26 protein-coding genes are annotated in these 26815 nt (G+C 41.0%); 22 read left to right on the top strand and 4 right to left on the bottom strand.

Annotation, left to right across the window (positions count from 1 at the left end; translation table 11 throughout):
- Positions 1-8 precede the first annotated feature (8 nt).
- Together BSO02S_RS13505 and BSO02S_RS13500 are read left to right on the top strand one after the other, a co-directional pair.
- Positions 9-1172, top strand: coding sequence for an iron-containing alcohol dehydrogenase (locus BSO02S_RS13505; protein ID WP_066067935.1), 1164 nt, complete (start codon positions 9-11; stop codon positions 1170-1172).
- Positions 1173-1282: 110 nt separating this feature from the next.
- Positions 1283-2629 (top strand): glucose-6-phosphate isomerase, encoded by a 1347-nt coding sequence (locus BSO02S_RS13500; protein ID WP_066067933.1) that lies wholly within the window; start codon positions 1283-1285, stop codon positions 2627-2629.
- Between the two features lie 56 nt (positions 2630-2685).
- On the opposite strand, the gene BSO02S_RS13495 is transcribed toward BSO02S_RS13500, so the two are convergent.
- The 3 genes from BSO02S_RS13495 to BSO02S_RS13485 form a co-directional block, all read right to left on the bottom strand.
- A complete protein-coding gene (locus BSO02S_RS13495) occupies positions 2686-3672 on the bottom strand; it encodes a potassium channel family protein (protein WP_066067930.1) in 987 nt (328 codons plus the stop codon).
- A gap of 100 nt (positions 3673-3772) precedes the next feature.
- The gene (locus tag BSO02S_RS13490) at positions 3773-4366 is read right to left on the bottom strand and encodes a winged helix-turn-helix domain-containing protein (protein WP_066067926.1); all 594 of its coding nucleotides are present in this window, start codon (positions 4364-4366) and stop codon (positions 3773-3775) included.
- Between the two features lie 17 nt (positions 4367-4383).
- On the bottom strand, positions 4384-5652 hold the full coding sequence (locus BSO02S_RS13485; protein WP_066067924.1) for an MFS transporter: 1269 nt from the start codon (positions 5650-5652) through the stop codon (positions 4384-4386).
- A 281-nt stretch (positions 5653-5933) separates the two neighbouring features.
- Here BSO02S_RS13485 and BSO02S_RS13480 point away from each other — a divergent pair, with 281 nt between their 5' ends.
- The 4 genes from BSO02S_RS13480 (at position 5934) to BSO02S_RS13465 (ending at position 11403) form a co-directional block, all read left to right on the top strand.
- Positions 5934-7610 (top strand): DUF6044 family protein, encoded by a 1677-nt coding sequence (locus BSO02S_RS13480; protein ID WP_066067921.1) that lies wholly within the window; start codon positions 5934-5936, stop codon positions 7608-7610.
- Between the two features lie 20 nt (positions 7611-7630).
- Complete coding sequence (locus BSO02S_RS13475; protein ID WP_066067917.1) at positions 7631-8671, top strand: glycosyltransferase family 2 protein; 1041 nt, start codon at positions 7631-7633, stop codon at positions 8669-8671.
- Between the two features lie 123 nt (positions 8672-8794).
- Positions 8795-9421, top strand: coding sequence for a LysE family transporter (locus BSO02S_RS13470; RefSeq protein ID WP_066067914.1), 627 nt, complete (start codon positions 8795-8797; stop codon positions 9419-9421).
- Between the two features lie 191 nt (positions 9422-9612).
- Positions 9613-11403, top strand: a complete 1791-nt coding sequence (locus tag BSO02S_RS13465; RefSeq protein WP_066067911.1) for an adenine deaminase C-terminal domain-containing protein — start codon at positions 9613-9615, stop codon at positions 11401-11403.
- A gap of 48 nt (positions 11404-11451) precedes the next feature.
- Here BSO02S_RS13465 and BSO02S_RS13460 read toward each other — a convergent pair whose 3' ends face one another.
- Entirely contained in the window at positions 11452-12438 is a 987-nt protein-coding gene (locus BSO02S_RS13460; protein WP_096190835.1) for an MBL fold metallo-hydrolase, read from the bottom strand.
- 346 nt (positions 12439-12784) lie between these two features.
- Here BSO02S_RS13460 and BSO02S_RS13455 point away from each other — a divergent pair, with 346 nt between their 5' ends.
- The 16 genes from BSO02S_RS13455 (at position 12785) to BSO02S_RS13380 (ending at position 26805) form a co-directional block, all read left to right on the top strand.
- A complete protein-coding gene (locus tag BSO02S_RS13455) occupies positions 12785-13579 on the top strand; it encodes an enoyl-CoA hydratase/isomerase family protein (RefSeq protein ID WP_066067908.1) in 795 nt (264 codons plus the stop codon).
- A 76-nt stretch (positions 13580-13655) separates the two neighbouring features.
- Positions 13656-14105 (top strand): acyl-CoA thioesterase, encoded by a 450-nt coding sequence (locus BSO02S_RS13450; protein ID WP_066067905.1) that lies wholly within the window; start codon positions 13656-13658, stop codon positions 14103-14105.
- Positions 14106-14183: 78 nt separating this feature from the next.
- Entirely contained in the window at positions 14184-15062 is an 879-nt protein-coding gene (locus tag BSO02S_RS13445; protein WP_066067903.1) for a PaaX family transcriptional regulator, read from the top strand.
- A 46-nt stretch (positions 15063-15108) separates the two neighbouring features.
- Complete coding sequence (locus BSO02S_RS13440) at positions 15109-15885, top strand: enoyl-CoA hydratase-related protein (protein WP_066067901.1); 777 nt, start codon at positions 15109-15111, stop codon at positions 15883-15885.
- Positions 15886-16083: 198 nt separating this feature from the next.
- Entirely contained in the window at positions 16084-17022 is a 939-nt protein-coding gene (locus BSO02S_RS13435) for a Phenylacetic acid catabolic protein (RefSeq protein ID WP_066067898.1), read from the top strand.
- A 2-nt stretch (positions 17023-17024) separates the two neighbouring features.
- Positions 17025-17345 carry a metal-sulfur cluster assembly factor gene (locus BSO02S_RS13430; RefSeq protein ID WP_066067994.1) on the top strand — a complete coding sequence of 107 codons (321 nt, stop codon included), beginning with the start codon at positions 17025-17027 and terminating at the stop codon, positions 17343-17345.
- Positions 17342-17572 (top strand): hypothetical protein, encoded by a 231-nt coding sequence (locus BSO02S_RS13425; RefSeq protein WP_066067897.1) that lies wholly within the window; start codon positions 17342-17344, stop codon positions 17570-17572. The genes BSO02S_RS13430 and BSO02S_RS13425 overlap by 4 nt, the downstream gene beginning before the upstream one ends.
- Position 17573: 1 nt before the next feature.
- Positions 17574-18212, top strand: a complete 639-nt coding sequence (locus tag BSO02S_RS13420) for a Phenylacetic acid catabolic protein (RefSeq protein ID WP_066067894.1) — start codon at positions 17574-17576, stop codon at positions 18210-18212.
- The gene (locus BSO02S_RS28655; RefSeq protein ID WP_439951383.1) at positions 18196-18366 is read left to right on the top strand and encodes a PaaD-like zinc ribbon domain-containing protein; all 171 of its coding nucleotides are present in this window, start codon (positions 18196-18198) and stop codon (positions 18364-18366) included. The genes BSO02S_RS13420 and BSO02S_RS28655 overlap by 17 nt, the downstream gene beginning before the upstream one ends.
- 20 nt (positions 18367-18386) lie before the next feature.
- Positions 18387-19247 carry a 3-hydroxyacyl-CoA dehydrogenase NAD-binding domain-containing protein gene (locus BSO02S_RS13410; protein ID WP_066067889.1) on the top strand — a complete coding sequence of 287 codons (861 nt, stop codon included), beginning with the start codon at positions 18387-18389 and terminating at the stop codon, positions 19245-19247.
- A complete protein-coding gene (locus BSO02S_RS13405; protein ID WP_066067886.1) occupies positions 19237-19989 on the top strand; it encodes a 3-hydroxyacyl-CoA dehydrogenase family protein in 753 nt (250 codons plus the stop codon). The genes BSO02S_RS13410 and BSO02S_RS13405 overlap by 11 nt, the downstream gene beginning before the upstream one ends.
- Positions 19986-21185, top strand: coding sequence for a thiolase family protein (locus BSO02S_RS13400; protein WP_066067884.1), 1200 nt, complete (start codon positions 19986-19988; stop codon positions 21183-21185). The genes BSO02S_RS13405 and BSO02S_RS13400 overlap by 4 nt, the downstream gene beginning before the upstream one ends.
- Before the next feature lie 13 nt (positions 21186-21198).
- Entirely contained in the window at positions 21199-22692 is a 1494-nt protein-coding gene (locus tag BSO02S_RS13395; protein WP_066067881.1) for an aldehyde dehydrogenase family protein, read from the top strand.
- A gap of 30 nt (positions 22693-22722) precedes the next feature.
- A complete protein-coding gene (locus tag BSO02S_RS13390) occupies positions 22723-23520 on the top strand; it encodes an enoyl-CoA hydratase/isomerase family protein (RefSeq protein ID WP_066067880.1) in 798 nt (265 codons plus the stop codon).
- 130 nt (positions 23521-23650) lie between these two features.
- Positions 23651-25228 carry a benzoate-CoA ligase family protein gene (locus tag BSO02S_RS13385; protein WP_066067877.1) on the top strand — a complete coding sequence of 526 codons (1578 nt, stop codon included), beginning with the start codon at positions 23651-23653 and terminating at the stop codon, positions 25226-25228.
- Positions 25229-25587: 359 nt separating this feature from the next.
- Positions 25588-26805: an ABC transporter substrate-binding protein gene (locus BSO02S_RS13380; RefSeq protein ID WP_066067875.1), complete on the top strand. Its 1218-nt coding sequence runs from the start codon at positions 25588-25590 to the stop codon at positions 26803-26805.
- Positions 26806-26815: the final 10 nt, after the last annotated feature.

The following is a 26815-nucleotide window of genomic DNA, read 5'->3' as shown; positions in this document are numbered from 1 at the left end:
TGTCTATTTTGCAAAACTTCACATTTTGGAATCCAACCAAATTAATTTTTGGTAAAGGTCAGCTAGAACAATTAAAAACAGAAATACCGCACTATGGCAAAAAGGTGCTGCTTGTTTATGGGGGCGGCAGTATTAAACGAAGCGGTCTTTATGAACAGGTCACCAGCCTGCTTGGGGAAATCGGTGCTGAGGTGTTTGAACTCCCAGGGGTAGAACCGAATCCACGTATTTCGACGGCCCGAAAAGGGGTAGAACTTTGTAAAAAAGAAGGAATTGAGTTCCTGTTAGCCGTTGGCGGCGGCAGTGTGATTGACTGCACAAAGCTAATCGCAGCAGGTGCGAAATATGATGGCGATGCCTGGGATTTAGTCGTTAAAAAGGCGTTTGCAAGTGAGGCACTACCATTTGGCACGGTGTTGACGCTCGCTGCCACTGGTTCGGAAATGAACGCTGGCTCGGTTATTACCAATTGGGAAACCAACGAAAAATACGGCTGGGGAAGCCCAGTAACGTATCCGAAATTCTCCATTTTAGACCCAGTCAATACGTATACAGTTCCAAGAAATCAAACGATTTATGGAATCGTCGATATGATGTCACATGTACTCGAACATTATTTTCACCTTGAAGAGAACACCGATTTTCAGGATCGCATGTGTGAATCCTTACTCATTACAGTGATGGAAACGGCCCCAAAATTGCTGGCAGACCTAGAAAATTACGAACATCGAGCAACCATTCTTTACAGCGGCACAATGGCACTAAACGGCATTTTAAATATGGGCTATAGCGGCGATTGGGCGACACACAACTTGGAGCACGCGGTATCTGCTGTCTATGACATCCCGCATGGCGGCGGGCTGGCCATTCTTTTCCCGCACTGGATGAAGCATAACCTAAGCGTAAAACCGGAACGCTTCAAACAGCTTGCTGTTCGGGTATTTGGTGTTGACCCTGACGGGAAGAGTGCCGAAGAGGCAGGGCTCGAAGGAATTGCAAAATTACGTGAATTCTGGAATAGCATTGAGGCACCGTCTCAATTAGCAGATTATGATATTGATGATCAGAAGCTTGAACTTATGGCTGACCGAGCGATGGCAAATGGCGAATTTGGTAACTTTAAAAAGCTGAATCGCAATGATTGTTTAGCCATTTATGGGGCATCATTATAAAAGTAAAAAAATATTCAAAATGGGTCCGCTTACATCAGTGGACCTTCCTTGATAATCGGCCTGTCATTCGTTAAAGTGGTTAGTATAAATAAAATTATGGAGGATCATATATGACACATGTTCGTTTTGATTACTCGAAAGCTCTCACTTTTTTTGGTGAGCATGAACTTACATATTTACGCGATGCCGTTAAAGTTGCCCATCATTCCTTACATGAGCAGACAGGAGCGGGCAGCGACTTTTTAGGATGGATTGAACTTCCAACTAACTATGATAAAGAAGAGTTTTCACGCATTCAAAAATCAGCGGAAAAAATCAAATCTGATTCGGATGTATTGCTGGTAATTGGGATTGGCGGTTCTTATTTAGGAGCAAAGGCAGCCGTTGAAATGCTGAATCACAGCTTCTACAATGCATTAACAAAAGAAAAACGCGGCACACCGCAAATCATTTTTGTCGGAAACAATATCAGCTCCACTTATATGAGCGATGTAATTGAACTCCTTGATGGAAAGGATTTCTCAATCAACGTCATCTCTAAATCAGGCACAACAACGGAACCAGCGATTGCCTTCCGTATTTTCCGCAAGCTTCTTGAGGAAAAATACGGTCTTAAAGAGGCCCGGAAAAGAATCTATGCGACAACGGACAAGGCCAGAGGTGCGTTAAAAACGTTAGCAACAGAAGAAGGTTACGAGTCGTTTGTGATCGCAGATGATATCGGCGGCCGTTACTCAGTATTAACAGCTGTCGGCTTACTTCCAATTGCCGCAAGCGGTGCGGATATTGAAAAAATGATGGAAGGTGCAGCACAGGCCCAAGGGGACTTTGGTCAATCCGAGCTTGAAGATAATCCGGCCTACCAATATGCAGCGGTTAGAAATGCGCTTTACAATAAAGGCAAAACAATTGAAATGCTAATCAACTATGAGCCAGGTCTTCAATATTTTTCCGAATGGTGGAAGCAGCTGTTTGGCGAAAGTGAAGGGAAGGACCAAAAGGGGATTTTCCCATCTTCAGCAAACTTTTCGACAGACCTCCATTCACTTGGACAATACGTGCAGGAAGGACGCCGCGATTTATTTGAAACAATCATTAAGGTGGAAAAACCACGCCGCGAGCTGAAAATTGAAGCGGTCGAGCAGGATTTGGATGGTCTCAATTATCTTGCCGGACAAACACTGGATTTCGTTAACAACAAAGCCTTCCAAGGTACGATGCTGGCCCACACGGACGGCGGCGTGCCAAACTTAATTGTCACGATTCCAGCGATGGATGAGTTTACATTTGGTTACCTTGTTTACTTTTTCGAAAAAGCCTGTGCCATGAGCGGCTACCTGCTTGGTGTCAATCCATTTGACCAACCGGGCGTAGAGGCTTATAAAGTCAATATGTTTGCCCTTTTAGGTAAACCAGGTTATGAGGAGAAAAAGGCAGAATTAGAGAAACGACTATAGAAATTTAAAAAGAGTGCTGATGCGTTTGTTGCATCAGCACTCTTTTGATGTAAACCTTATCTAATAATTAGTAGTTGGTCATGTTCTTCGATTGGTAAGAAGTGGCTGGGATTCAAAAAGGTCTTATCTCCTCTTTGAATTCCGATTAACAGGATTCCTTTCGCAGACATTCCCTGACATATTTCACTGAAGGTTTTTCCGATATCAGCTTCATTAATTGGACTAGAGGACAATCGGCTTTCCTGGAGCTGATGAACAACATTTGATAAGACCCCATCCCCATTGGAATGCAGACTGTTGACCATAAAAACGCTTGTCAGTTTATTGGATTGGATCACTTCATCCGCACCAGCTCTTAGTGCATTAATGACCTGTTCAGCGGTTAAAATTTCGACTATACATTTTACTTGCGGGCAAAGGCCTTTAATCGTCAGCAATGTTAATATGCTATTCATATCGGCCTGGAGTTCATCATTGCCACGATCGGCAGTTATAAGGACTTTATCCGCTTTTTCGATATCACTTTTAATAATCGTTTCATCCACATGTCCTTTTCCTTGGATAAAATGGACAAATTTCGATTTCACCGGATTTGCTTCAAGTGTCTCGTCTATTAGCACAATCATTTGTGGGTATTTCGTGTTTGTCAGCTTGCCCACTAACTCTTTAGAACGTTCATTCCAGCCGATGATAATGATATGCCCCTTGCCCTTATAGGGGATTCTTCCTTCTGAAAAAGCATCTTGTTTTGTTACGGCTGCCGCTGCTAAAGTTCCAAAATAGGAGGAAACAAATCCAACACCAAGCAATATCAAAATTAACGCAGTTAGTCTGCCCAGGGTGGATTGCGGCACATAATCTCCATATCCTACCGTTGAGGCGGTTATAATTGCCCACCAAATGCCATCAAAAATAGTTGGAAAGGTTTCAGGCTCTAAAAAATGAATCGATATTCCAAAGGATAAAAACACTAGCAGTGCAATGAACAGGATGCGAACTAGGAGAGGCATTCGTAAAAAGCTGATATAAACTCTATTTGGCACGACCCACACCTCATTTTTAGGTATCGTCCTATTATTTACCAAAGGGGACGAATCTAATAATCCTTAATGATATTTTGGGTGTGGGTCAATGTTCACAATTTCAGTCCTCGACTGCGTCATCAACACGATAGCTTAACATTATATAGGCATATTTGGATTTTTTATTCAGCTCTTCTTCAGTAAGGTTTGGCAGGCTCGATTCTTCTAACTTTTCATCCCCGTCAGATTGTTCCCGAATCGCCCCCATCATTCGTTCGTGCGACGTTTCCCACTCTCTTCCGGTCAACGTTGGTAAACTAATCATTAAGTTTACTTGCTTATCAAAGTCCGGTTTTCCTTTTTTTAACTCTGATTGTAATAGCTTGAGTCCAGGTTGGAGCAGTTTCATGATTTCTTCCATCACGGTACCATGATGTTCTTTTAGTAAAGATTCATCCAGCTCAAAACTTCTTCCTGCAGCCTTTGTCCGTTTGTAATATTTTTCAATTAAATTTCCCTGCAGGCGGGTTTCGACTAGCTCTAAAAGTCCTGCTTCTTCAAGTTTCTTAACATGATAGTATAACCGTGAAGGCTTCTCATTCAATTCCACAGCAATTTGGCTGACGGTAACAGGTTCTTTAGCAATATCGAGGATCCCTCTTTTTCGGACATCCAACATCATTTTCGCTATTTCGATATCATCAATTTTTTTCACAAAACTAACCCCCAAGATTAATTAACGGCAGCCGGCTTTGGCGTTTCCCGTGCAGATTGAGGTTCGCTGTTATCTGAAAGGCTTTTGTATCCCTTCAGTAAGGGCATTAAAATGGCGACGGTCATTAAAAGGGCACCTGAGATAGCCGTGCCATATAAAACGCCGATTTCTTTCGATAACCAGCCTCCTGCCAAAATTCCAATCATCATCGCTGAGCTGGCCGTAAACCCTAATAATGATGACCCTCTGCCCCTGAAGGCAGCCGGAGTAACTTTTAAAAACAAACTGCTTAACGGCACATTTAAAAAGGCATTCAATACACCTACCATTATACTCCAAATATAGACAGGAAGGAGACCATAAAGAGACTGAAAGGTTTCTAAAGGAATGATTAACACCATCGAAATTCCAATTGCGGCTGTGCCTGTTAAAAGAACAGTACTGGCCTTGAATTTCTTTAGGGCAAATGGGGCGGCAATACCAGCACCAACAATAACACCAACAGCCGTGGCTGCCTCAATAAAGCCAAAATGAAAAGCCGATACATGAAATTCATTAGTAAGAACAGCAACAAGATTTGTATTTAATACGCCGCAGACTAGAGTAATTGGTAACAAAAGAATTAGTAAGAATCGTAACGCCGGCATCCCAATAACTTCTTTTACACCTGACCCAATGGATTGGAAGTACGATTCCGAAGCGGCCACTAAAGCGAATTTAGTTTTACCAAGATTCCGCAGTGTAAGGATGAACAGGGCGGAAAGGGCAAAGGTGACGGCATCGATGCCAAAAATAATATTGTAATTGTTGGTCATCATCAATAAGGCACCAACAGAGGGACCGATAATATCCATTGCTGCCCTCGTAGATTGCGAGAGGGAAATGGCCTGCTGAATATTTTCTTCGCCGACAAGATCTGGAATTGATGAGGAACGGGCCGGATCAAAAAGCGCGGAACCAAGCCCTTGGAAAGCAATTAAGATGATTAGTGCTATGGCGGAGTGATGGAAGGGAATCATCAAGAGCACAATTGCCATCCGGTAAATGTCAGCCCCGACCATTAACCATTTACGGTTATATTTATCTGCTAACGGCCCTAATAGAAGACCGAAAAAGGCAGTCGGGAGAAGCTGGGCAAAGATGACTAAACCAATGGCAAGTGGATCCTTCGTTAAAGTTGCCACTAGGTAAACGATGGCAATCCTAGTGAAGCCGTCGCCGAGATGGGAAATGATTTGACCTAACCAAAAACGAAGAAAGGCCCGGTTTTGAAGAATTTTAAACATGAATATCATCCTTCCTGGAAAAATTTAATTTATCGTTAAAATTTATTTTAATGATTAAATTTATTTTAACAGGGAATTTATGAAATGTAAATAATGGGAAACGTCTAGTTTTGTCGAAAAGCCTCTTATTGCAAAAAAATAGGCTAGAACAAGGCCAATTTCATCTTTATTAATTTATTGGCTAACCTTATTTGTGGAGAAAAGGGAATAATATTTACCAGGGATGCAAAGTTTATAACGGATAGCTCCTTTGGAGTCTTGGATTGAAGAGGTGTAGTTGAGTGGTTATCGAAACGAAAAGGGAAAAAATACTTGTCGTCCTTGCTTTGATTACGCTAGCGATTTATCTTTCTCCGCTTTTTATTCTGCAGGAAAATGCGCATATACGTGTTCATGATAATTTAGATTCGAATTTAGCGTGGTATAAGGTGCTGGCGAGAAGTGGGGAAATGTTTGGGCTTGTTAATGCGAACATTCCGCAAATCATTAATGGAACCTTGCCAAGAAATGCGTTTGGGACAGAATACAGCATTATTGTTTGGTTATATAAGCTTTTTCCGACGATGATTGCCTATGCATTAAGCCAGGCTTTGACAAGAATAGTCGCCTTTTTCGGTATGTATTGGCTTCTGAAAAAACACTTCCTTCCAGAAGAGAAGTGGCTATTTTTGCAAATCGGAGCAGCACTTGCCTTTGCCCTAACGCCATTTTGGCCGTCGGGGATGCTGAGTACGCTAGGGATGCCGCTTGCACTTTGGGCCCTTCTCACTATTCGAAATGGGGAGGGGACCTGGAAGGAGTATCTAGTCCTCACTTTATTGCCTTTGTACGCAAGCATTGTGTTGGGATTTTTCTTTTTCTTAACTGCTATGGGTCTTTTTTGGTTAACTGATTGTTTAAGAGGAAAGGGCTGGAACCTGCGCTTCTTGTTTGCCATTGTGTATATGACTGTTATTTTTATGCTCGTCGAATATCGGCTCGTTTCTTCCTTTTTAGTGACGGGCGAACCAAATAGCCGTGATGAATATTTCCATGCGGAACTATCTTTTTGGAGAGCTGCCCGGCTTGCATTGAAAAATTTCCTGCTGGGGCATACCCATGTGATGACGGTTCATACGTTATTTATTTTGCCCGCCACGATTATTGCCATCTATTTTGTCTTTTTTAAAAAGCTTTGGAAGCAGGAAAAACTATTTGTCTTTCTTTTTTTAGTAAATATTTTGTTATCGATTTGGTATGCCTTTTGGTTTTATGAAGGCTGGCTTCCGTTAACGAAGCGATTTCATTTTTTGGATACCTTTAATTTTGCCCGTTATCACTTTTTAAGGCCGCTTGTTATTTATGCAGGGTTTGCGCTCGCCCTAAAGGTCATTTCGCTCCAAGGCCTGGGCTGGGCCAAAACAGCTAAATGGATTGCCGTCTTTCAAATTCTCTTTTTGTGCCTGTTTAATGACGAAATTATTTATCGACAAAAGCCGACAGTGAAGCAATTTTACGCTGAGGCTTTGTTCGAAGAAATTAACGATCATATTGCACTGCCAAAGGAGGAGTATCGTGTCGCCAGTATCGGAATCCACCCGGCGATTGCCCAGTATAATGGCTTTTACACACTTGACACCTATAATAATTTTTATCCATTAAGCTATAAACATCAGTTTAGGAAAATAATTGAAAAGGAATTGGCGAAAAATAAAACCATCCGCAAGTATTTCGATCAATGGGGCGGACGCTGCTATATTTTTACAGCGCAGCTTGGGAAAAGATATATGATCAAAAAAGATTCCAAACGCCATTTGAAAAATTTAGAGTTGCATACGGATGTTTTTAAAGAAATGGGCGGCCGCTATATTTTCGCGGCACTGCCCATCGACAATGCCGAGCAAAATCAACTAGCACTAGATAAAGTGTTCGTATCAAAAACGTCAGCCTGGAAAATTTACTTATATAAGACTTTGTAGACAGCGGGGGTTTTTAACAGATGACGGAACCAGTTCTAACAATTGTTGTGCCTTGCTATAACGAGGAAGCGGTTTTACCAGAGACTATTAATAAGCTTCAACAATTTTTGATGAGGCTGATTCATGATGCGCTTGTGTCAAAGCAAAGCAAGATCCTGTTTGTAGATGATGGAAGCAAGGACCGCACCTGGGAATTAATATATAAAGAAGGATTACATAATGAGCTTGTCCGGGGCTTAAAATTAGCGCGTAATGTCGGGCACCAGAACGCATTGCTTGCCGGCTTATTTGCGGCAAAAGAGCAATCTGATTGTCTGGTTTCGATTGATGCTGATTTGCAGGACGATATTAAGGTCATCCGCGACTTTATCATAAAATACCACGAGGGTTTTGAAATCGTTTATGGTGTCCGTAAAGGGCGTGATACGGATACCCTGTTTAAACGGTGTACGGCACAAGGCTTTTATAAGGTAATGAAAATGATGGGTGTGGACCTTGTTTACAATCATGCGGATTTTCGGTTAATGAGCAAGAGGGCCGTTAAGGAGTTAGAACGGTTTAATGAGGTGAATTTATTTTTAAGAGGAATGGTTCCACTGCTTGGCTTTCGTTCCGATGTGGTTTATTATGATCGATTAGAGCGGCAGGCTGGTGAAACCAAGTATCCTTTAAAAAAAATGCTTGCCTTTGCCTTTGATGGCATTACCTCCTTCTCCGTCTCACCCATCCGTTTCGTATTACTCATTGGCTTTGTTTCCTTTTTTATGAGTCTTCTCTTCGGGGGCTATTTTTTAACACTAAAGTTTTTGGGAAATACCGAGACAGGCTGGACATCGCTGATTACTTCTATTTGGCTGATTGGCGGGCTCCAATTAATTGCGATTGGATTAATAGGTGAGTATGTTGGGAAAATATATAAGGAAACGAAACAGCGTCCAAAATATATAGTCGATATTGATACCCTTAATCTGCCGATACCAAGGCACCATTTGCTCCATCCACAAGAAGAAGATGAGTTATTTTCCTTCGACTTTAGAAAAACATCTGAAACTAAAAACTAACATACATTGCCGAGGAGTTTCCCCGATTCAAATGGGAAAGCTTCTTTTTTTGTGGTACAAACCCTCTTGCCTGAATAGAAATGGATAGACAGGCTTCTACTCATTTATTAGGGAGAGATAGGGATGAATGTATTTTTAAGCTATATACTGTTAGGATTATCTCTGGCAGCGCCGATTGGACCAGTCAATGCGGCGCAAATTGACAGGGGAATACGAAACGGCTTTATGCACTCGTGGCTTATTGGGGTCGGGGCAGTTATTGCCGACGGAATATATATGCTTGTTGTTTACATAGGGGTCGTCCAGTTTCTTGAAACTGCAATTATGCAAACCTTTCTCTGGTTTTTTGGCTGTTTTGTCCTTATGTATACGGGTATAGAAACGTTTATGAATGCCGGAAAAGTCCATTTGGAGCATTCAAGGGGTCAGGAACCGCTGATCAAATCCTTTTTTTCAGGGTTCTTGATGTCCATCTCCAACCCATTGACCATTTTGTTTTGGTTGGGCATTTACGGTTCCGTCCTGGCAAAGACAGCAGCAACCTATGATACCGGTCAATTAGTACTTTACAGCAGTGCTATTTTTATAGGATTGCTGCTATGGGATATCGCCATGGCCAGTGTAGCGAGCAGCTTTCGCAAATTTTTAACCTCGCATTTACTTGTTATCATTTCCTTTCTGTCTGCTCTTTCATTGATTGGCTTTGGGATTTACTTTGGGATTCAAGCCTTTAATAATTTATTTAGTTAAGAATGGTAGTAAAAAAATCAAAAAGGCAAGAAGTTAATTGATTGACTATTTTGTCTATTTAGTTCGTTTTTATTGACATATAAATCGTGTTCCTATTACTATTATGTTAAATGTACGATATTAGTAAAAACATAATGATGTTTTTTAATATCCTATTACTATTTAATAATACAGATGATAGGAGTGAAATTATGGACCTTATAGCGCAAAGAAGTGAATTGATTGAAGTGGCAAAAGGGGTTCGGCCCGCTGATCTATATATTAAAGGCGGTACGGTTATCAATGTGTATTCCGGGGAATTTTTGAAACAAAATATTGCCGTTTATAAGGATTGTATTGCCTATATTGGAACAAGTGAAGCCGCTATTGGCGAGCAGACAAAAGTAATTAATGCGGAAGGGAAGTACCTATCACCAGGGTTTATCGAAGCGCATGCCCATCCATGGGTTTTTTATAATCCAGTAAGTGTGACAGGGAAAGTCCTGCCATTAGGTACCACCTCCACTGTAAACGATAATTTATTTTTTTATCTACATATGGGAGCAAAAGGTTTTAAAGAAATGGTAAGCGATTTAAAACCATTGCCCGGCAACTTTTTTTGGCTGACCCGGCTTGTATCCCAAGCGGATTATCCGGGGGAACGGGAGTGGTATAACCATAAGGATATCAGAGAGCTGCTTGAACTTGATGACGTCGTAGGATCAGCCGAAGTAACGCGCTGGCCGTTGTTATATAATGGTGATCCGTTCTTGCTTGATACCATGGATTTTATCAAGAAACTGGGTAAGGTCTCCGATGGGCATACAGCAGGCTGCTCCTATGAAAAATTAAATGCCGTTGTCGCGTCCGGTGTAACGGCATGTCATGAAGCAATTACAGCAAAAGAAGCGTTTGACCGCCTCCGATTAGGAATGTGGACGACACTTCGAAATAGCTCACTTCGTCCCGATTTACAGGAAATTGTAAAACTGATTACCGAGGGGAATGTAAGTACAAGCAGGGTCATTATGACAACAGACGGTCCACACCCTTCATTTATTGAAAAAGAAGGCTATGTCGATGGGCTTGTAAGGCAGGCAGTCGAACTTGGTGTCCCGGTGATGACTGCGATTCAGATGGTTACCATCAATGCTGCAACCTACTTAAGACTTGATGATTATATTGGCGGCCTTGCTCCGGGCAGAAAGGCTGACATTCTGGTCTTGCCTGACCTTGTCGATTTCCGTCCCGATATCGTGATTGCCTCTGGGAAAATAGCGGCTGAAAATGGAAAGTTAACTGCTTCACTCCCTGAAATCGATTGGAATAGATATATGGTTCGCAAACCATTTGCCTTCCCTAAATCGGTCTTGGAAAATATGAATCTATATCGCTATCCACATCCATCTGAAGGTGAACCTGTCCCCGTTGTTTATTTTAAAAGTAATGTCATTACCCAAAGAAAAGATACCGACCTTCCTTCTGTAAATGGCTACGCCAATCTTGCTGGCCATGACGGATTATTACAGGCAGCCTTAATTGACCGCAATGGAGAATGGGTGGCCAAGGGGATCTTGGAAAGATTTGCTGTAAATCTTGATGGTATGGCTTCCACATATAATACAACGACGGAACTCTTGGTGGTTGGTCGAAATCCTGAAGCGATGGCAAAAGCAGCTTCAAGGGTTCACGACATGGGGGGAGGAATTGCGATTGTAGACGGTGATAAAGTGGTATTAGAAATTCCTTTACCGGTAACAGGCATGATGACACCAGATCCTTCCTTTGATTCTGCATTGGACTATCATGAACAGTTGTTGTCAGCCCTGCAGGAACGCGGGTTTCCATTCCATGACATCCTGTATACCTTGCTCTTCTTAACCTGTGACTTTTTGCCGGGCCTTCGTTTGGTTCCATATGGCTTATATGAGGTTAGAGCCAATGAAATTTTATTAAATTCGACACCATTAACGACCTTAAGCTATCAAATGGAAAAGCGTTGAAATAAGAAAAAGGATCATGCAATGTAGAAATTGCATGATCCTTTTTTTCTAGCTTTCAATAACCGAATAATGCCAAATGCCTTGAATAAGCTCCTTTTTAAGTCTCCCTTTAATCTCTAAGTAATCTAAATGACCAATAATTTCTGACATAACAAGAGAAAATTGCTCGTAATAAGTCTTTTTGTAAAAGGAAATGGCGAGCTCACTTCCGGTTGATATACCTGACTTGATTAATTGAATAAATCGCTCTGATTTTGCTTCTGTACGGTCCAATCGTTTTAAAATTAATGAATGTGGATCTTCAATTAACGAGCCATGACCGGGGAAGACACATTTCACATTTAAGGCTAAGCATTTTTTTAAAGAGTCAATATGTTGAAGCAGTGTTGGGGTTCTGTTCCCCAATAAATCTGGTTCCACTAAAGCATTGCTTGAAATATGCTCAATCAACAAATCACCGGCAAACAACCAACTTTGTTTTTCGTCATAAAAAGCAAGCTGATCCGGGGAATGTCCTGGAACGTCGATAATATGAAAATTGAACAATGGATCATCAATAATTTTAGTGATATCAGCTTGAATAATGTTCTGTTTATTGCGCTCCATAGCCTTTTTTAGGTAGGCAGCATGATGTTCCCCGCTTTCACCACAACCCATTTCGTGGTAAAGCTGTTCGTAAAATTCGACCCTCATCACTAGGAAATGTCTGTCCCTTTTTAAACGGGGAATGGAATCAGGATGGGCATAAACCGGAATCGGATGTTCTGACGTAATACGATTGACTAATCCAACATGGTCAATATGGTGATGGGTCAGGATAATTTCCGTTAAATCCTTTAGAGTGAAGCCATTTTTGTTTAGCGTTTCGATTAGTCCATTCCAGCATTCATCATTATTCCAACCAGCATCGATTAATGAAAGGGAATGCCCCTGTTTAACTAAAAAGAAGTTAACACTCTTTAATGAAGACCGATCAGGAATAATGATTGGGAATACCTCGCAGCAAGCGTTTTTCAATTCAATCAAAGAATACACCTCTCAAGAAGATAAATTTATCAATAAAGTATTTTCAAAATTTTGAAATTAATTTGTATTATAGCAATGAAATATTTCAGCGGCAATTATTTCGTTATAGGTAATTGTAACGGTTGTCGAAAAAAAATAATGTAGTCACGATTGCTCGTAGGTTTTTACTATGATGGTGTGAAAAATACTAAATGTGAGAAAAAGTGAGGATAGTAAAGAAAATGAAAGTAAATGTCATATTTACCACCGTAAACAGATGGATTTTAAGTATTGCAAATAGTGAAAATATTTTATATATTATGAAATAAGGACGATAGAAATAAAACCATAATGAAAACTTTGAGGAGGATTTAAAATGACTACAGTAACGGAAACAAAAATGCTGACAGTTAAAAAATTGAAGGGTGTGGCAGAGGTACATATCCATGTCAATAAAACGAATGCCTATGACTTGGAATATTACAAAGAATTAAATGCGGCGATTGATGATATTCGTTTTGATAGTGATATTAAAGTGGCGGTTTTAATGAGTGACATGCCTAAATTCTTCTCTGCTGGAGCAAATATTAACTTTCTAAAGGCCGCTGAGCCGCGCTTTAAAACGCAATTCTGCTTATTCTGTAATGAGACATTAGATAAAATCGCGCGTTCCCCGCAAATTTGGATTGCTTGTTTAGAAGGACATACAGTGGGCGGAGGGTTGGAAATGGCCCTCGCTTGCGACTTACGCTTTATGGGTGACAATGCCGGTAAGATTGGACTTCCAGAAATAACACTTGGTGTCCTTGCAGGAACAGGCGGCACCCAGCGTCTTGCACGTCAAGTTGGCCATTCTAAAGCGCTTGACTTGAACCTCACGGGAGAAACACTAACACCGCAAGAAGCATTGGAAATAAAATTAGTTGATCGCGTGTTCCCACAAGAGGAAACAAGAGCTAAGACATTGGCGTATGCAGAGAAAATTGCTAACAGTGCGACATATGCGGCATCGAATATTAAACTATCGATTATGAATGGAAAAGAAATGCCGTTAAATGCGGCCATCCGTTATGAAGGCGAACTGCAAAATCTATTATTCCGTTCCCAAGATGCGAAAGAAGGCTTGAGTGCATTTATTGAAAAACGCAGCGCTGATTGGTCAGGTCAGTAATATACAAAGTGGCGATATCGATTATCGATATCGCCATTTTAATCAAGTGAGGGTAAACGTGAAAGGAGGCCTCTGAGTGCGATCAAATGAGCTTGAAGTGTTGGTCAATTGGGGTGATACGGATAAAGCGGGGATTGTCTATTATCCGAACTTCTTTAAATGGTTTGATATTGCAGGCCATCAATTTTTTAGAAGCTGTGATTTATCACCGGCAAAGTTGGAAGAAGAACGAGGAATTATTGTGCCGCTTCTCGATGTGCAATGTACGTTTGAAAAAGCACTGCTTTATGATGATTTGATCACGATTCATACACAGGTGGAAGAAATGAATCGAAAGACCATTAAATTGAGACATGTGGTTTATAGGGATGGAAAACGCGTTGCCTACGGTTACGAAGTGCGCGGCTGGGTAGAGCAGTCTGCCGAAGGAATCAAAGCAGTCATCATTCCAGAGGATGTTAAAACGATTCTAAGCAAAAATATTCATGTAAAAGCAGATGAAAACAGGCCCAGGTTTAATGCATAAATGATGGCGTTCCTCTATAATATAAATGTCTCCTAAAGAAAGACAAATGAAATTATAAATTACTGGATGGTGGCAATTATGAAGCCGAGATCGCTAATGTTTACTCTATATGGAGAATACATTCAATATTATGGGGGAGAAATCTGGGTCGGGAGTTTAATTCAGCTAATGAGTGGATTTGGTATTTCAGAATCCTCTGTTCGTGGTGCAATCTTAAGAATGGTCCAGAAGAATTTATTGAAGGTCAGAAAAAAGGGCAATAAAAGCTATTACTCTATTACAGAACATGGGAAACGAAGGGTGGATGATGGAGTGACAAGGGTATATGCAGCCCCTCGAGCAGCTTGGGATGGCAAGTGGAGAATTTTAAGCTATTCCTTCCCGGAGGAAAAACGAGAGCTTCGCAATGAAATCCGCAAGGAGCTTACCTGGACAGGTTTTGGCATGATTTCAAATAGTACCTGGATCAGCCCTAATCCACTCGAAAACCAGGTAATGGAAATGATTAAGATTTATCAAATTGAGGAAAATACCATTTTATTTAGCTGTTCCGATGTTGTCTCGCATACAAACGACAGTATTATTGAAAAGGGATGGGACATTGGTCAGGTTTCTGATAATTACGATAAATTCATTGAAAAGTATTCCCCGGAATTTGAACAACTACGGGAGAAGGCCTTAACCAATACATTAACAGATGAAGAATGTTTCATTAAACGAACATCTATCGTTCATGAATATCGAAAATTTCTCTTCCAAGACCCAGGCTTTCCCCGCGATTTACTGCCGGAGGATTGGGTAGGAACAAAAGCAAGAGAACTATTTTGGAATATTCATCAATTAATCTCGATACCATCCATTCGCTATTTTGAATCCATCTATGAATCTGCACCAGACCAAGAAATAAAGCCGGTAAGAGACAAAGCAATTAATCCTTTTAAAGAAGTTTATGTTTAATGCGCTTCGTAAAAAGACTAATCCCTAATTAGAAGGCGGGTTCGATTTGGAAAAAGTAAAATTAAAGATAGAAAATCATTTAGCGGTCGTGACCATTAATCGCCCTGAACAATTAAATTGCTTTGATTATGATACACTTTTACTATTGGAAGAAGTGATAGACGGCCTTAAGTTAGATAAGGATACACGTGTCGTTATTATTACTGGAGCTGGAGAAAAGGCATTCAGTGCAGGCGCAGATTTGCGGGAAAGACGCACACTCAACGAAAAAGAAGTACGTAGAAACGTGAATATGATCCGGGATGTGTTCACAAAGATTGAAGAGTTGCCGCAGCCAACCATCGCTGCTATCAATGGTTATGCGCTTGGCGGCGGGCTGGAGCTTGCCCTTGTTTGTGATTTTCGCATGGCAGTTAAAGAAGCAACCATGGGGTTAACGGAAGTGAGCTGGGGAATTATCCCCGGCGCTGGCGGCACACAGCGTTTAAGCCGCTTAATTGGAACATCGAAAGCAAAGGAATTGATTTTAACGGCTAGAAGGATAGATGCTGCCCAAGCCTTTGATTTGGGAATCATAAATAGGGTGGTTGAACGCAGCCAGTTACTAGATTCCGCTATTGAATTAGCAGAGGAAATCAAGAAAAATGCTCCACTTGCCGTCACACAGGCGAAGTTTGCGATAAATTACGGAAGCAATGCAGATGTAAACACAGGTTTAGCGATTGAAGCGAAGGCCTATGAGGTGATAATCCCTACTAAAGATCGGTTAGAGGCCTTAGAAGCCTTTAAGGAAAAACGGCCACCGAACTTTAAAGGTGAGTAGTAGAGGATTACTAATAAAATACAGATAAGCGAAAGACGCCATTTTTACAGTGAATGGTGTCTTTTTTTTTATGGATATTATGTTTTTAATATTATCACTGTAAAAACGTAATAAATATATTGACAGACAATTTAAAATAATCTATATTATCATATATAGACGATGAAATAAAAAACGTAATAAAGTGAGGCGAGCAATATGAGTCAGGCTGAAGTTTTAATAGATAAGATTCAAAAGGGATTTATGCTTGAGTGTAGAGATGATATGAATGATGAGTATCTCCGTGCCCTAAAACAGACGTTAACCATTGTTGGCGACACAGAGCTTTTGAGTGTACCTCCCCTTTTAACCGTATACAATCAAGCCCCAAATCTAAACTATAAGATTACAGCACTTGCTGTTATTCAGGACGAAATCGGCCACGCACATATTGCCTATCGACTATTAGAGGATCTTGGTGAAGATGTTGATGAGCTTCTTTATAATCGCCCTGCCAATCGTTGGAAAAACCCATATGCCTTTGATTTTAAATTAGACAATTGGATTGAGTTAGGCGTTTTTAATGGCCTATTTGACCGCTCAGGATACACCCTGCTGGGAGATGCCTACCACAACACATCATATGGTCCATGGAAACGTGCCTTAGTGAAGGTAGACAAAGAAGAGCTTTTCCACTTACGCAATGGGGAAATCATTATGAAGGCGGGAATGAAAAGCCCGGAAACAGCCAAGCAAGTTCAAGAAGCGGTGGATTGGATGTTCTTAATGGCTTTAGAGTTTTTCGGAGTCTCTGACAACCTCAAAAGCCGTTCGGCTCAATTAGATTATAAGCTCAAAGGAAGCACAAATGATGAGCTAAGGCAAAAATGGTTGTCAACAGCGGTGCCATTTTGTGAATCAATTGGTATAAAAGTTCCCGCCCATTTTGATGAGGAACAAGGGAAGTACGTGATTGATGTCCCTTTTCCGTGCAAATTTGATGTTGAAAATAAAAAATGGCTGACGGATCAACCAGACACATGGCAGGGAGTAATTGAACGCTTTAAAAAACGCGGCCCCAATAATCAAGAGTTTGTTAGTAGAATTCAACAGGGATTCTTTGAATTAGAAGAACTAAGAGCGAAGGAGGTTATCTAATGATGCAAACGGTAGAGACTGAAAAATACTGGAATGCTCTAACCGAAGTAATGGACCCAGAGTTTCCGATTAGTGTCGTTGATATGGGATTAATCTATGAAATTACAAAAGTGGAAGGCAGCAAGCTTGCCGTAAAGATGACCTACACCTCAACAGGCTGCGGCTGCATGCAATGGATTGAAAGCGATATCAAGGAACGGCTTCTTAAAGAAGAAGATATTTCAGCAGTGGATATTGAAGTGGTTTGGAGTCCGCCTTGGACCGTACAAAATATGAGCGATAAGGGGAAAGAAAAACTCAGAACTTGGGGGGTTAGCTCATGACTTTTACGAAACAGAAACAGGAATACTTTCTTTTTACCCGGATCAAACGAGGCGATGATTTAATTTATGTTGGGTCATTTCAGGCTGAGAGTGATGAACTGGCAAAAGTTTATGCACAATACATTTACGATGAAGAAGACTGGGTAGAAATGCAAATTGTCCGAAAAGATGCCTTCATTACAGTACGCCTTCCAGAACCACTATTTGAAAAAGAGGGTGTTAATTAAAATGAGTATCCTAAACAATGTATCTCTTATAAAATTAGCCGAAACAGTGGCCGATAACAAATTTATCCTAGGTGACCGTCTTGTAGAAATTGGTATTAGCGGTCCAAATTTAGAAGCTACGCTATCTTCGATTGCCTTGGCCCAAGCTGAACTTGGTCATGCGCGGCTTATGTATAAATGGGCAAATGAATTGCAGGGTCTAAACGGCAGTAAAGTTGAAATTAAAACCCAAACAGGAAAGGCCTTTCCGGCTGTTGTAAATACCACCAACTGGGTTGCGTTAATTGCCGGAGTTTACGCGGTGAATGCTGCCGTGGATCTCGTCATAAATGCTGTTAGCAGTGCAAAGCACCCAGGTTTACACACGCCATTTAGTAAAATGCTTAAAGAACAAGAGGAACATCTTCTTTACTCAAAGAGTTGGTGTAAACAATTGCTTACTGATAAAGGGGCCGTTCCAAAAACATTTACAGAGGAGTTAGAACGGGTAACTATAGAAGTTTTGCAATGGTTAAAGAATGTGGAAAATGACAAACTATTAATCTCTGAAAAAGTAATCTTGGAAAATAGCAATCTAGTAAATGCATACAATGAAACAATCGAAAAACTAATGACCCTTGGGGATGTACAACATGTCTGATGAGAAAAGAACAATTCAATGCTCATTTTGCTCTTCCGAAAATGTTGAAAAAATATCTTCTTTCGGTACCGCCCAATTGGTCCTCCAGTATTATTGCAACAGCTGCCGCACTGTCTTTGAATATATTCGCTGGCAAGCATCACAGTCGAAATAATGAGAGGTGTCAAGCTTCCGATGAAGCAAATTGAGAAAATTGGTATTGTTGGTTCGGGAACAATGGGAGCTGGAATTGCCCAGCTCATGATTCAATACGGATATACCGTCATCATTTATGATATCGACCTTGAAACAGTTGATCGAGCCAAAGCAGCAATAGAGTCAAGATTGGATCGATTAGTGCAAAAAAATAGAGCAAGCGCTCAAGAAATTAAGGAAATGAAAGAAAACCTGCAAACAACGGCTGATTTATCAGAGCTTCATGATTGCCAGCTTATCATTGAAGCGGCACCAGAAAATATCGAAATTAAGCGTTCCATTTTTAGAACCCTTGAAGAAGTATGTTTTAAAGATACCATCCTGGCAACGAACACTTCATCGTTATCCATTACAGAAATCTCCGGGCAAATACAGACACCAAAGCGAGTAGCTGGTTTTCACTTCTTCAATCCAGCTCCTGTCATGCCATTAGTTGAGGTCGTCCGCGGATTAAAAACGTCATCTGAAACAGTGGAAACATTGGTTGAGTTTGCTAAAAAGATTCGTAAGAGTCCGGTTGTCTGCAAAGATACTCCAGGTTTTATTGTCAATCGCGTCGCACGGCCATTTTACGGTGAAGCCTTGAAAATCATGAATGATCAAGTAGCTGACGTGAAACAAATTGACCGTATTATGAAAATGGCAGGGAATTTTAAAATGGGGCCCTTTGAGCTTCAGGACTTAATTGGGATTGATGTCAATTTCGCGGTAACAAAATCAGTCCACAACAGTTTTTATGGGGAACCGCGTTTTCGACCGCATTATCTTCAGGAACGGATGGTTCAAGCAGGCAGCCTGGGGAGAAAGACGAAGGGAGGGTTCTTTTCATATGACACCTAAAGGAATTGTCGTCATAGGTGAAAATTTGTTAGCAAAAGAGCTTGTACATTCTCTTCGAGCAAATGGGTTAAAAGAAGTTGCGCTCAACGACTTCGAAGCAGTTAAAGACATTGAGGCAGTTATTGAAACGACCAATCTCGATCTTGAGCAAAAAAGGAAAAACCTAAGAGATATTGAAGCCCATGTCCATCCTTCGACGTTGATAGTAGCAACCACGCTTGCATTAACGGCAACAGAAGCAGCATCGTGGCTGACCCATCCTGAGAGGCTGATTGGGTTTGGAGCCTTCGCGAATTTCATGGAGGGAAAATTGATTGAAATAGCCCCGGCATTACAATCAGATCTTTATTATTTGCAGCTGGTCGAAGAACTGTTTTTTGCGATTGGGCAGGAAACAGAAGTGGTTCAGGATGAAGCCGGTCTGGTCTTCCCGCGGATCCTATCGATGATTATTAATGAAGCAGCCTTTTCTCTCATTGAAGGCACAGCCTCGGCGGAAGACATTGATGAAGCGATGAAAAAAGGAACCAATTATCCGCTCGGCCCCTTAGAATGGGCGGAGAAAATTGGTATTGATGATGTGTATGCTGTCTTAACTGGGTTGCACAGACAGCTGGGTGAAGAGAGATATCGACCCGCACCATTAATCCGCAAGCTTGTTTATGCCGGCTGGACCGGCACGGAAACAGGGAAGGGTTTCTATTTCAACCAAAATCGTCAGGTGAAGGAGTACTCGCAATGAGAGAAGCAGTCATAATTGATGCGGTGCGGACACCCATTGGGAAGATAAACGGTGCTTTAACAAACATTCGTGCCGACGACTTAGCAGGACATGTCATGAAAGGTCTTTTGGCTAGAGTACAAGTGGATCCTTCTTTAATAGAAGATGTTTACTTCGGTTGTACGAACCAAGCGGGCGAAGATAATCGAAATGTAGCGAGAATGGGCCTGCTATTAGCAGGGATTCCTGAATCCGTAGCTGGGGTGACAATTAATCGTTTATGTGGTTCAGGGTTAGATGCGATAAATCAAGCCTCCTCCGCAATTAAAGCAGGGCTTGGTAACATTTTTATTGCAGGTGGAACCGAGAACATGACACGGGCTCCATATGTCATGATGAAACCCCAGTTGTCAAACGCTAGAAGCAATCAAACTTTATTTGATACGACGATTGGCTGGCGCCTTGTTAATCCTAGTCTTGCCAAGGCACATCCTCCGATTAGTTTAGGAGAAACAGCGGAAAATGTAGCGGAAAGATATCACATTTCCAGAGAAGAGCAGGATGAGCTCGCACTCAGCAGTCAATTAAAAGCAGCTGCTGCAATAGAAAGTGGTCGATTCCAGGATGAAATTATCCCAGTTAAAATTCCGCAGAAAAGGGGAGAATCGATTAATTTTCAAACGGACGAACATGTTCGTCCTTCCACCACATGGGAGGCGCTGGCGAAGTTAAAACCCGTATTTAAGGATGGGGGAACGGTTACTGCTGGAAATTCATCAGGCATTAATGATGGAGCAAGCGCCATCTTAATCATGGAAAAAGAGCTGGCAGAAAAGTTAGGCTTAAAACCATTAGCTAGAATCGTGACCTCTGCCGTTGCAGGGGTGGATCCGGCATTCATGGGAATTGGGCCGGTTCCCGCAACTAGGAAGGCATTGCAGAGAGCAGGATTATCCGTTAATGATCTTGATTTGATTGAACTTAACGAAGCATTTGCTGCTCAATCTGCAGCATGCATTAAAGAGTTAGGGTTTGACATGGGGAAAGTCAACGTAAATGGAGGCGCAATTGCACTTGGACACCCTCTTGGCTGTAGTGGTGCAAGAATCTTAACCACGCTTGTGCATGAGATGCAGAAACGTGATTGCAGATATGGTCTTGCTAGCATGTGCATTGGAGTTGGCCAAGGAATTTCCACGATTATCGAAAAAATGTAAAGGGGTTACCGGAATGTTAAAAACAACGACATTGAAGGAAGAGTACCAGTTATTAATTAATGGGGAATACAGCAATAGCAGCAGTGAACAATTTTTTGAAACACATAATCCTGCTACGGGTGAAGTGTTAGCAAAAGTCGCAAAAGCGACGAAGGAAGATGTAAATCGTGCTGTAAATGCAGCAAGAAAGGCATTTGATACTGGCAAGTGGCCGAAATTATCGCCGGCAAGAAGGGCAAGGGTCCTTAATAAAATTGCCCAAATTATGCGTGAGCGCTTTAATGAGCTTGTTGAGGCGGAGGTTTTAAATAGCGGAAAAACGGTGGCAGCCGCACAAGGTCAAATTACACAGGCGATTGAGGACTTTGAATTTTATGCAGGTGCAATTACCACTTTTGGAGGACGGACTAACTCAGTACCCAATGGATTTTTTAACTATACCACGAAGGAACCAGTGGGTGTTTGTGCTCAAATTATTCCTTGGAACTATCCATTAATGATGGCTGCATGGAAGGTAGCACCTGCATTGGCAGCAGGTTGTACAATTATCTTAAAACCAGCTAGCTATACGCCAATTACGGCTTTCATGCTTGCAGATATTTGTCAGGAGGCCGGCGTACCGGCTGGCGTGGTGAATGTTCTAACTGGGAGCGGTTCTGAAATTGGTCCATATTTGACCGAGCATCCGGGTGTAGATAAAGTGGCCTTTACCGGTGAAACCGAAACAGGGAAAGACATCATGGCACGTGCATCGGAAACCCTTAAGCGTATAACCCTTGAGCTGGGCGGAAAATCACCAAGTATTATCTTTGATGACTGTGATATTGAGGCGGCAGTTGCTGGGTCTATATATGGAATATTCTACAACTCAGGTCAATCCTGTGAAGCGCGCTCGCGAATCTTTGTTCATGAAAATATTTATGATGAATTTTTGACAAGGTTTATTGAAAAGGCAAGGAAATTAAAAGTAGGCGACCCGTTCAACAAAGAAACGCATATGGGCGCACTCATCTCGAAAAGTCATGAGAATACAGTTGATGGCTATGTAAAGCTGGCGATTGAAGAAGGCGGGGAAATTCTTTTTGGCGGAAGCCGCCCTGAAGGACCAGAGTTTGAAAACGGCTATTGGTATCAGCCAACCATTATTGGCAATGTAACCAATGATATGAGGATTGCCCAAGAAGAAGTGTTTGGACCTGTAGTCGTTGTGATGAAATTTAAAGATGACTCCGAAGTGTTAAAACAGGCCAATGATTCAATCTTTGGGCTAGGTTCTGCGATTTGGACAAAAGACCACGGCAAAGCACACCGAATTGCGGCGGGAATCCGGGCAGGCATTGTGATGGTGAATAGTCCGATTTCAGCCTTCCCGGGCACACCTTTCGGCGGCTACAAACAGTCTGGATTTGGCAGGGAGTTATGTGTTGAAACGCTCGAATTATATACAGAAACGAAGAGTGTTGTCTCCTATATTGGGGCTAAACCATTAAATATTTTCGGAATATAGGAAAGATTACAAATACAAGGAGGAATTCTAATGACTCAAGTCAAATTAGATACTAAAACATTAACAGTTAAAAAAGAAAATGGAATTGCTGAGGTTCATATTCACGTCAATAAAACCAATGCGTATGACTTAGAATATTACAAAGAATTAAACGCTGCCATTGATGATATTCGTTTTGATAACGACATTAAAGTCGCTGTATTAATGAGTGATATGCCAAAATTCTTCTCGGCGGGAGCAAATATTAACTTTCTAAAAGCAGCAGAGCCGCGTTTTAAAACACAATTTTGCTTATTCTGTAATGAAACCTTAGATAAGATTGCCCGTTCCCCGCAAATTTGGATCGCTTGTCTTGAAGGACATACCGTTGGCGGCGGACTAGAGATGGCACTTGCTTGTGACCTGCGGTTTATGGGAGACCAAGCCGGTAAGATTGGCTTGCCTGAAATTACCCTTGGGGTATTGGCTGGTACAGGCGGAACACAACGTTTGGCACGCCAAGTTGGCCATTCGAAAGCGCTTGATTTGAATATAACAGGGGAAACATTAACCCCACAAGAAGCCCTAAATATAAAATTAGTTGACCGTGTCTATCCGCAGGAAGAAACACGTGCAAAAACATTAGAATATGCAAGAAAGATTGCTAATAGTGCAACATATGCAGCTTCTAACATTAAGCTTTCGATAATGAATGGGAAAGAAATGCCTTTAAATGCAGCCATTCGTTACGAAGGAGAATTACAAAATCTATTATTCCGCTCAGAAGATGCAAAAGAGGGCCTTAGTGCCTTTATTGAAAAACGCCCGGCGGAATGGGCCGGTAAGTAATAGGTACGGTCTGGCTCATCCGAATGAGCCAGACCCTGCTATTGAAAAAAACATGATAACCCTACCTCTAGATTCAGCAGAAAGTTTTATCCGGATTAATGAGTACCAATTTTCTATTGGGGGTTAAAGAATGCTAGAGTCAGTTCAACAGTTAAAGGGTATTAAAGACTTTTATAATAGTGCTAACCGTTTTGTAGAAGAAAATGTGCAAAAAGGTCTTGGCAGCAAGGTGGCTATTTATAGTGAGGATGAACAAATCACCTACCAAGACATTCTTGAAAAGGCAAATAAATTTGGAAACGCTCTCAAAGAAATTGGTGTAGAAAGGGAAAATCGGATCCTGCAAGTTGTTTATGATTCCCCTGAATTTATTTACTCCTTTTTTGGGGCTGTGAAAATTGGTGCCATTCCAATCCCTGTCAATACGTCAATGAAGCCACAAGACTATGAATATTTTCTAAATCACAGTCGTGCCAAGGTATTATTAATACAGGAAGAAGTATGGAATGCAATAAAGGAAAACAGAGACCGATTTATTTTCCTTAGAGACGTTATTGTCATTTCAGAGAACGGCTATAGTTTTACGGATGCTTTTGATTATGATGAGTTTATTAATCCAGCCTCTTCTGAATTGGAGGCAGAACTGACCATTTCGGAAGACCCTGCCTTTTGGCTATACAGCTCCGGAAGCACAGGTAATCCAAAGGGTGTTGTCCACATGCAAAGAAGTATGGAAGTGGCCCATAGAAATTTTGCAGAGACTGTACTTAAAATCAATGAGAACGACCGAACCTTTTCTGCATCCAAGCTATATTTTGCTTATGGTCTTGGGAATGGGATGTACTTCCCGCTTGGTGCTGGCGGTTCAACCGTTTTATTAAAGGATCGCCCGACACCCGAAAATATCTTTACCGTTATTGAAAAGCAGAAGCCGACCATATTCTTTGGCGTGCCTACTTTATATGGATCACTGATCCAATATGTTGAAAGAACGGGAGTCATTCCCGATCTCTCATCCGTCAGGATTTGCGTATCAGCAGGTGAGGCACTTCCGGCAACCTTTATTCAAAAGTGGAAAGAGCTATTTAATATTGATATTTTAGATGGAATTGGATCGACGGAAGCTTTACACATATTCCTTTCTAATACGATTGGTGAAATTAAAGCGGGAAGCACGGGAAAGGTTGTCCCGGGCTACAAGGCTAAAATTGTCAATGAAGAATCTGCGCCAGTGGAAGTCAATGAAATTGGCGACCTTGTCATCAAAGGGGATAGCGTCAGCATCGGTTACTTTTGTAATTTAGCAGAAAATCAAAGTAAATTCCACGGAGAGTGGATGTATACAGGGGATAAATATTATCAAGATGAAGAAGGATATTTCTGGTACTGCGGCCGCTCTGATGACATGCTGAAGGTGGGCGGTATTTGGGTTTCACCTATTGAAATAGAATCAACTCTTATCCGGCATGAGTATGTATTTGAGGTCGCTGTTGTCGGGGCGAAAAACGAGAATAATCTTGTATACCCGAAGGCATTTATTGTCCTAAGGGATGGGGTAGAACCTACAGATGACTTAAAAGCAGATCTCAAGCTGTTTGTAAAACAAAATCTTGCACCATATAAGTATCCTAGAGAAATTGAATTTATCGAGGATTTACCTAAAACAGCAACTGGAAAAGTGCAGCGGTTTAGGTTGAAACACGCATAAAAATTAATCTAGTGACTAAATAGCCAGTTTTTGAGCTGGCTATTTTTTATGTCAATTAAATCACACATAGTCTATTGAAGTTATAATGCGAAATTATTACTATGGGATTAAAAACATATTTTAATTATTGGAAATAAAAATAAAATATAAGTCATTTTTCCCGAAAGATAACGATAATTTCCTCTATTTAGCCCATTTTAACTATTTTTATATTATGATTTTTTAATTAGTGTTTAAAAAAAGCATTGAAAATAAACACTATAAACAATATAATAATAGTGTAAATGTTCTAAATTTTTCAAAAAAGGGAGGTTCATTCGTTATTACTGAAAGCGTTATCAATATATCAGGGGGTAATTATGAAAAATTTTAAAAGAAATGGTTTTGTCTTAATCCTTTTAGTCCTGTTACTTTCGGCATGCAGTTCAGGTGCCATTAACACAACCACTTCAAAAGAGAAAACAAAAGAAAAAACGGATGACAATTCTCCAATTAAAATTGGGGCCTTGCTTCCTTCAACTGGTGTATACGCATCCTTAGGTGAAAACCTGCTAAATGGAATGAACCTATACTTTGAAGAACAAAACTGGGAAGTTGCCGGTAAAAAAATTGAGATAATCCATGAAGATACAGAGGCAGATCCGCAGGTGGCACTAAGAAAGCTGAGAAAATTAACGGATCAGGATAAAATCGACATTCTAACTGGTCCGGTCAGTACAGCAGTCGCTTATGCAATACGTGATGAAGTTGATAGCAAAAAGCTTCCATTTCTTGATTCCCATGCAGGAGGCAATGATTTAACTAGAAGCAAGCGGAGCGATTATATTTGGAGATCCTCCTTTAGCTCATGGCAAATCGGTCATTCTATGGGTGAATGGGCATACAAAAACGTTGGCAAGAAAATCTATGTTACGGCTGCTGATTATGCCTTTGGTCATGAAGTTGCAGAGGCATTTAAAGAAGCGTATACGAAAGCCGGCGGGCAAATTGCCGGAGAAGTTTATCCACCGCTAGGGAATAATGACTATTCCTCCTATCTAGGGAAAATGAATAAAGAGGGTATTGACGGCATTTACGCTTTCTATGCAGGCAGTGATGCGGTAAGGTTTGTCCAGCAATATGACCAATACGGATTAAAAGAGAAGATTCCGCTAATTGGATCAGGCTGGCTAACTGCTGAAGATGTTCGTCCGCAGCAAGCTAATTCACCAGATGGAATTAAGGCATCTATTTTCTGGGATTACAGTTTAGATACGAAGGAAAATCAGACATTTATCAAAGCCTACGAAAAGAAATACAACAAACGGGCAAGTATTGAATCCGCTGAAGGATACGATGCAGCAATGATTCTTGCAGAAGCAATTAATAAATTAAAAGGTGATGTATCTGATCCAGATAAGTTGATTGAAGCCATGTCATCTGTCGAAATAAACAGTCCACGAGGCCCAATTAAGTTTGATAAAGACACTCATAATGTAATCCAAAATCTTTATATTGTGGAAACGGGAATTGTTAATGGAAAAACAGAAAATAAAGTCATTGATACGATTCCACAAGTAGTAGATCCAGGAAAATAAGCTTATTTTA

Origin of the sequence: Neobacillus soli NBRC 102451 (assembly GCF_001591665.1) — a bacterium.
GTDB classification, from domain to species: Bacteria; Bacillota; Bacilli; order Bacillales; family Cytobacillaceae; genus Neobacillus; species Neobacillus soli.
The sequence above is the reverse complement of the archived record's forward strand: the minus strand, read 5'-3'. Positions and strand labels throughout refer to the sequence as shown.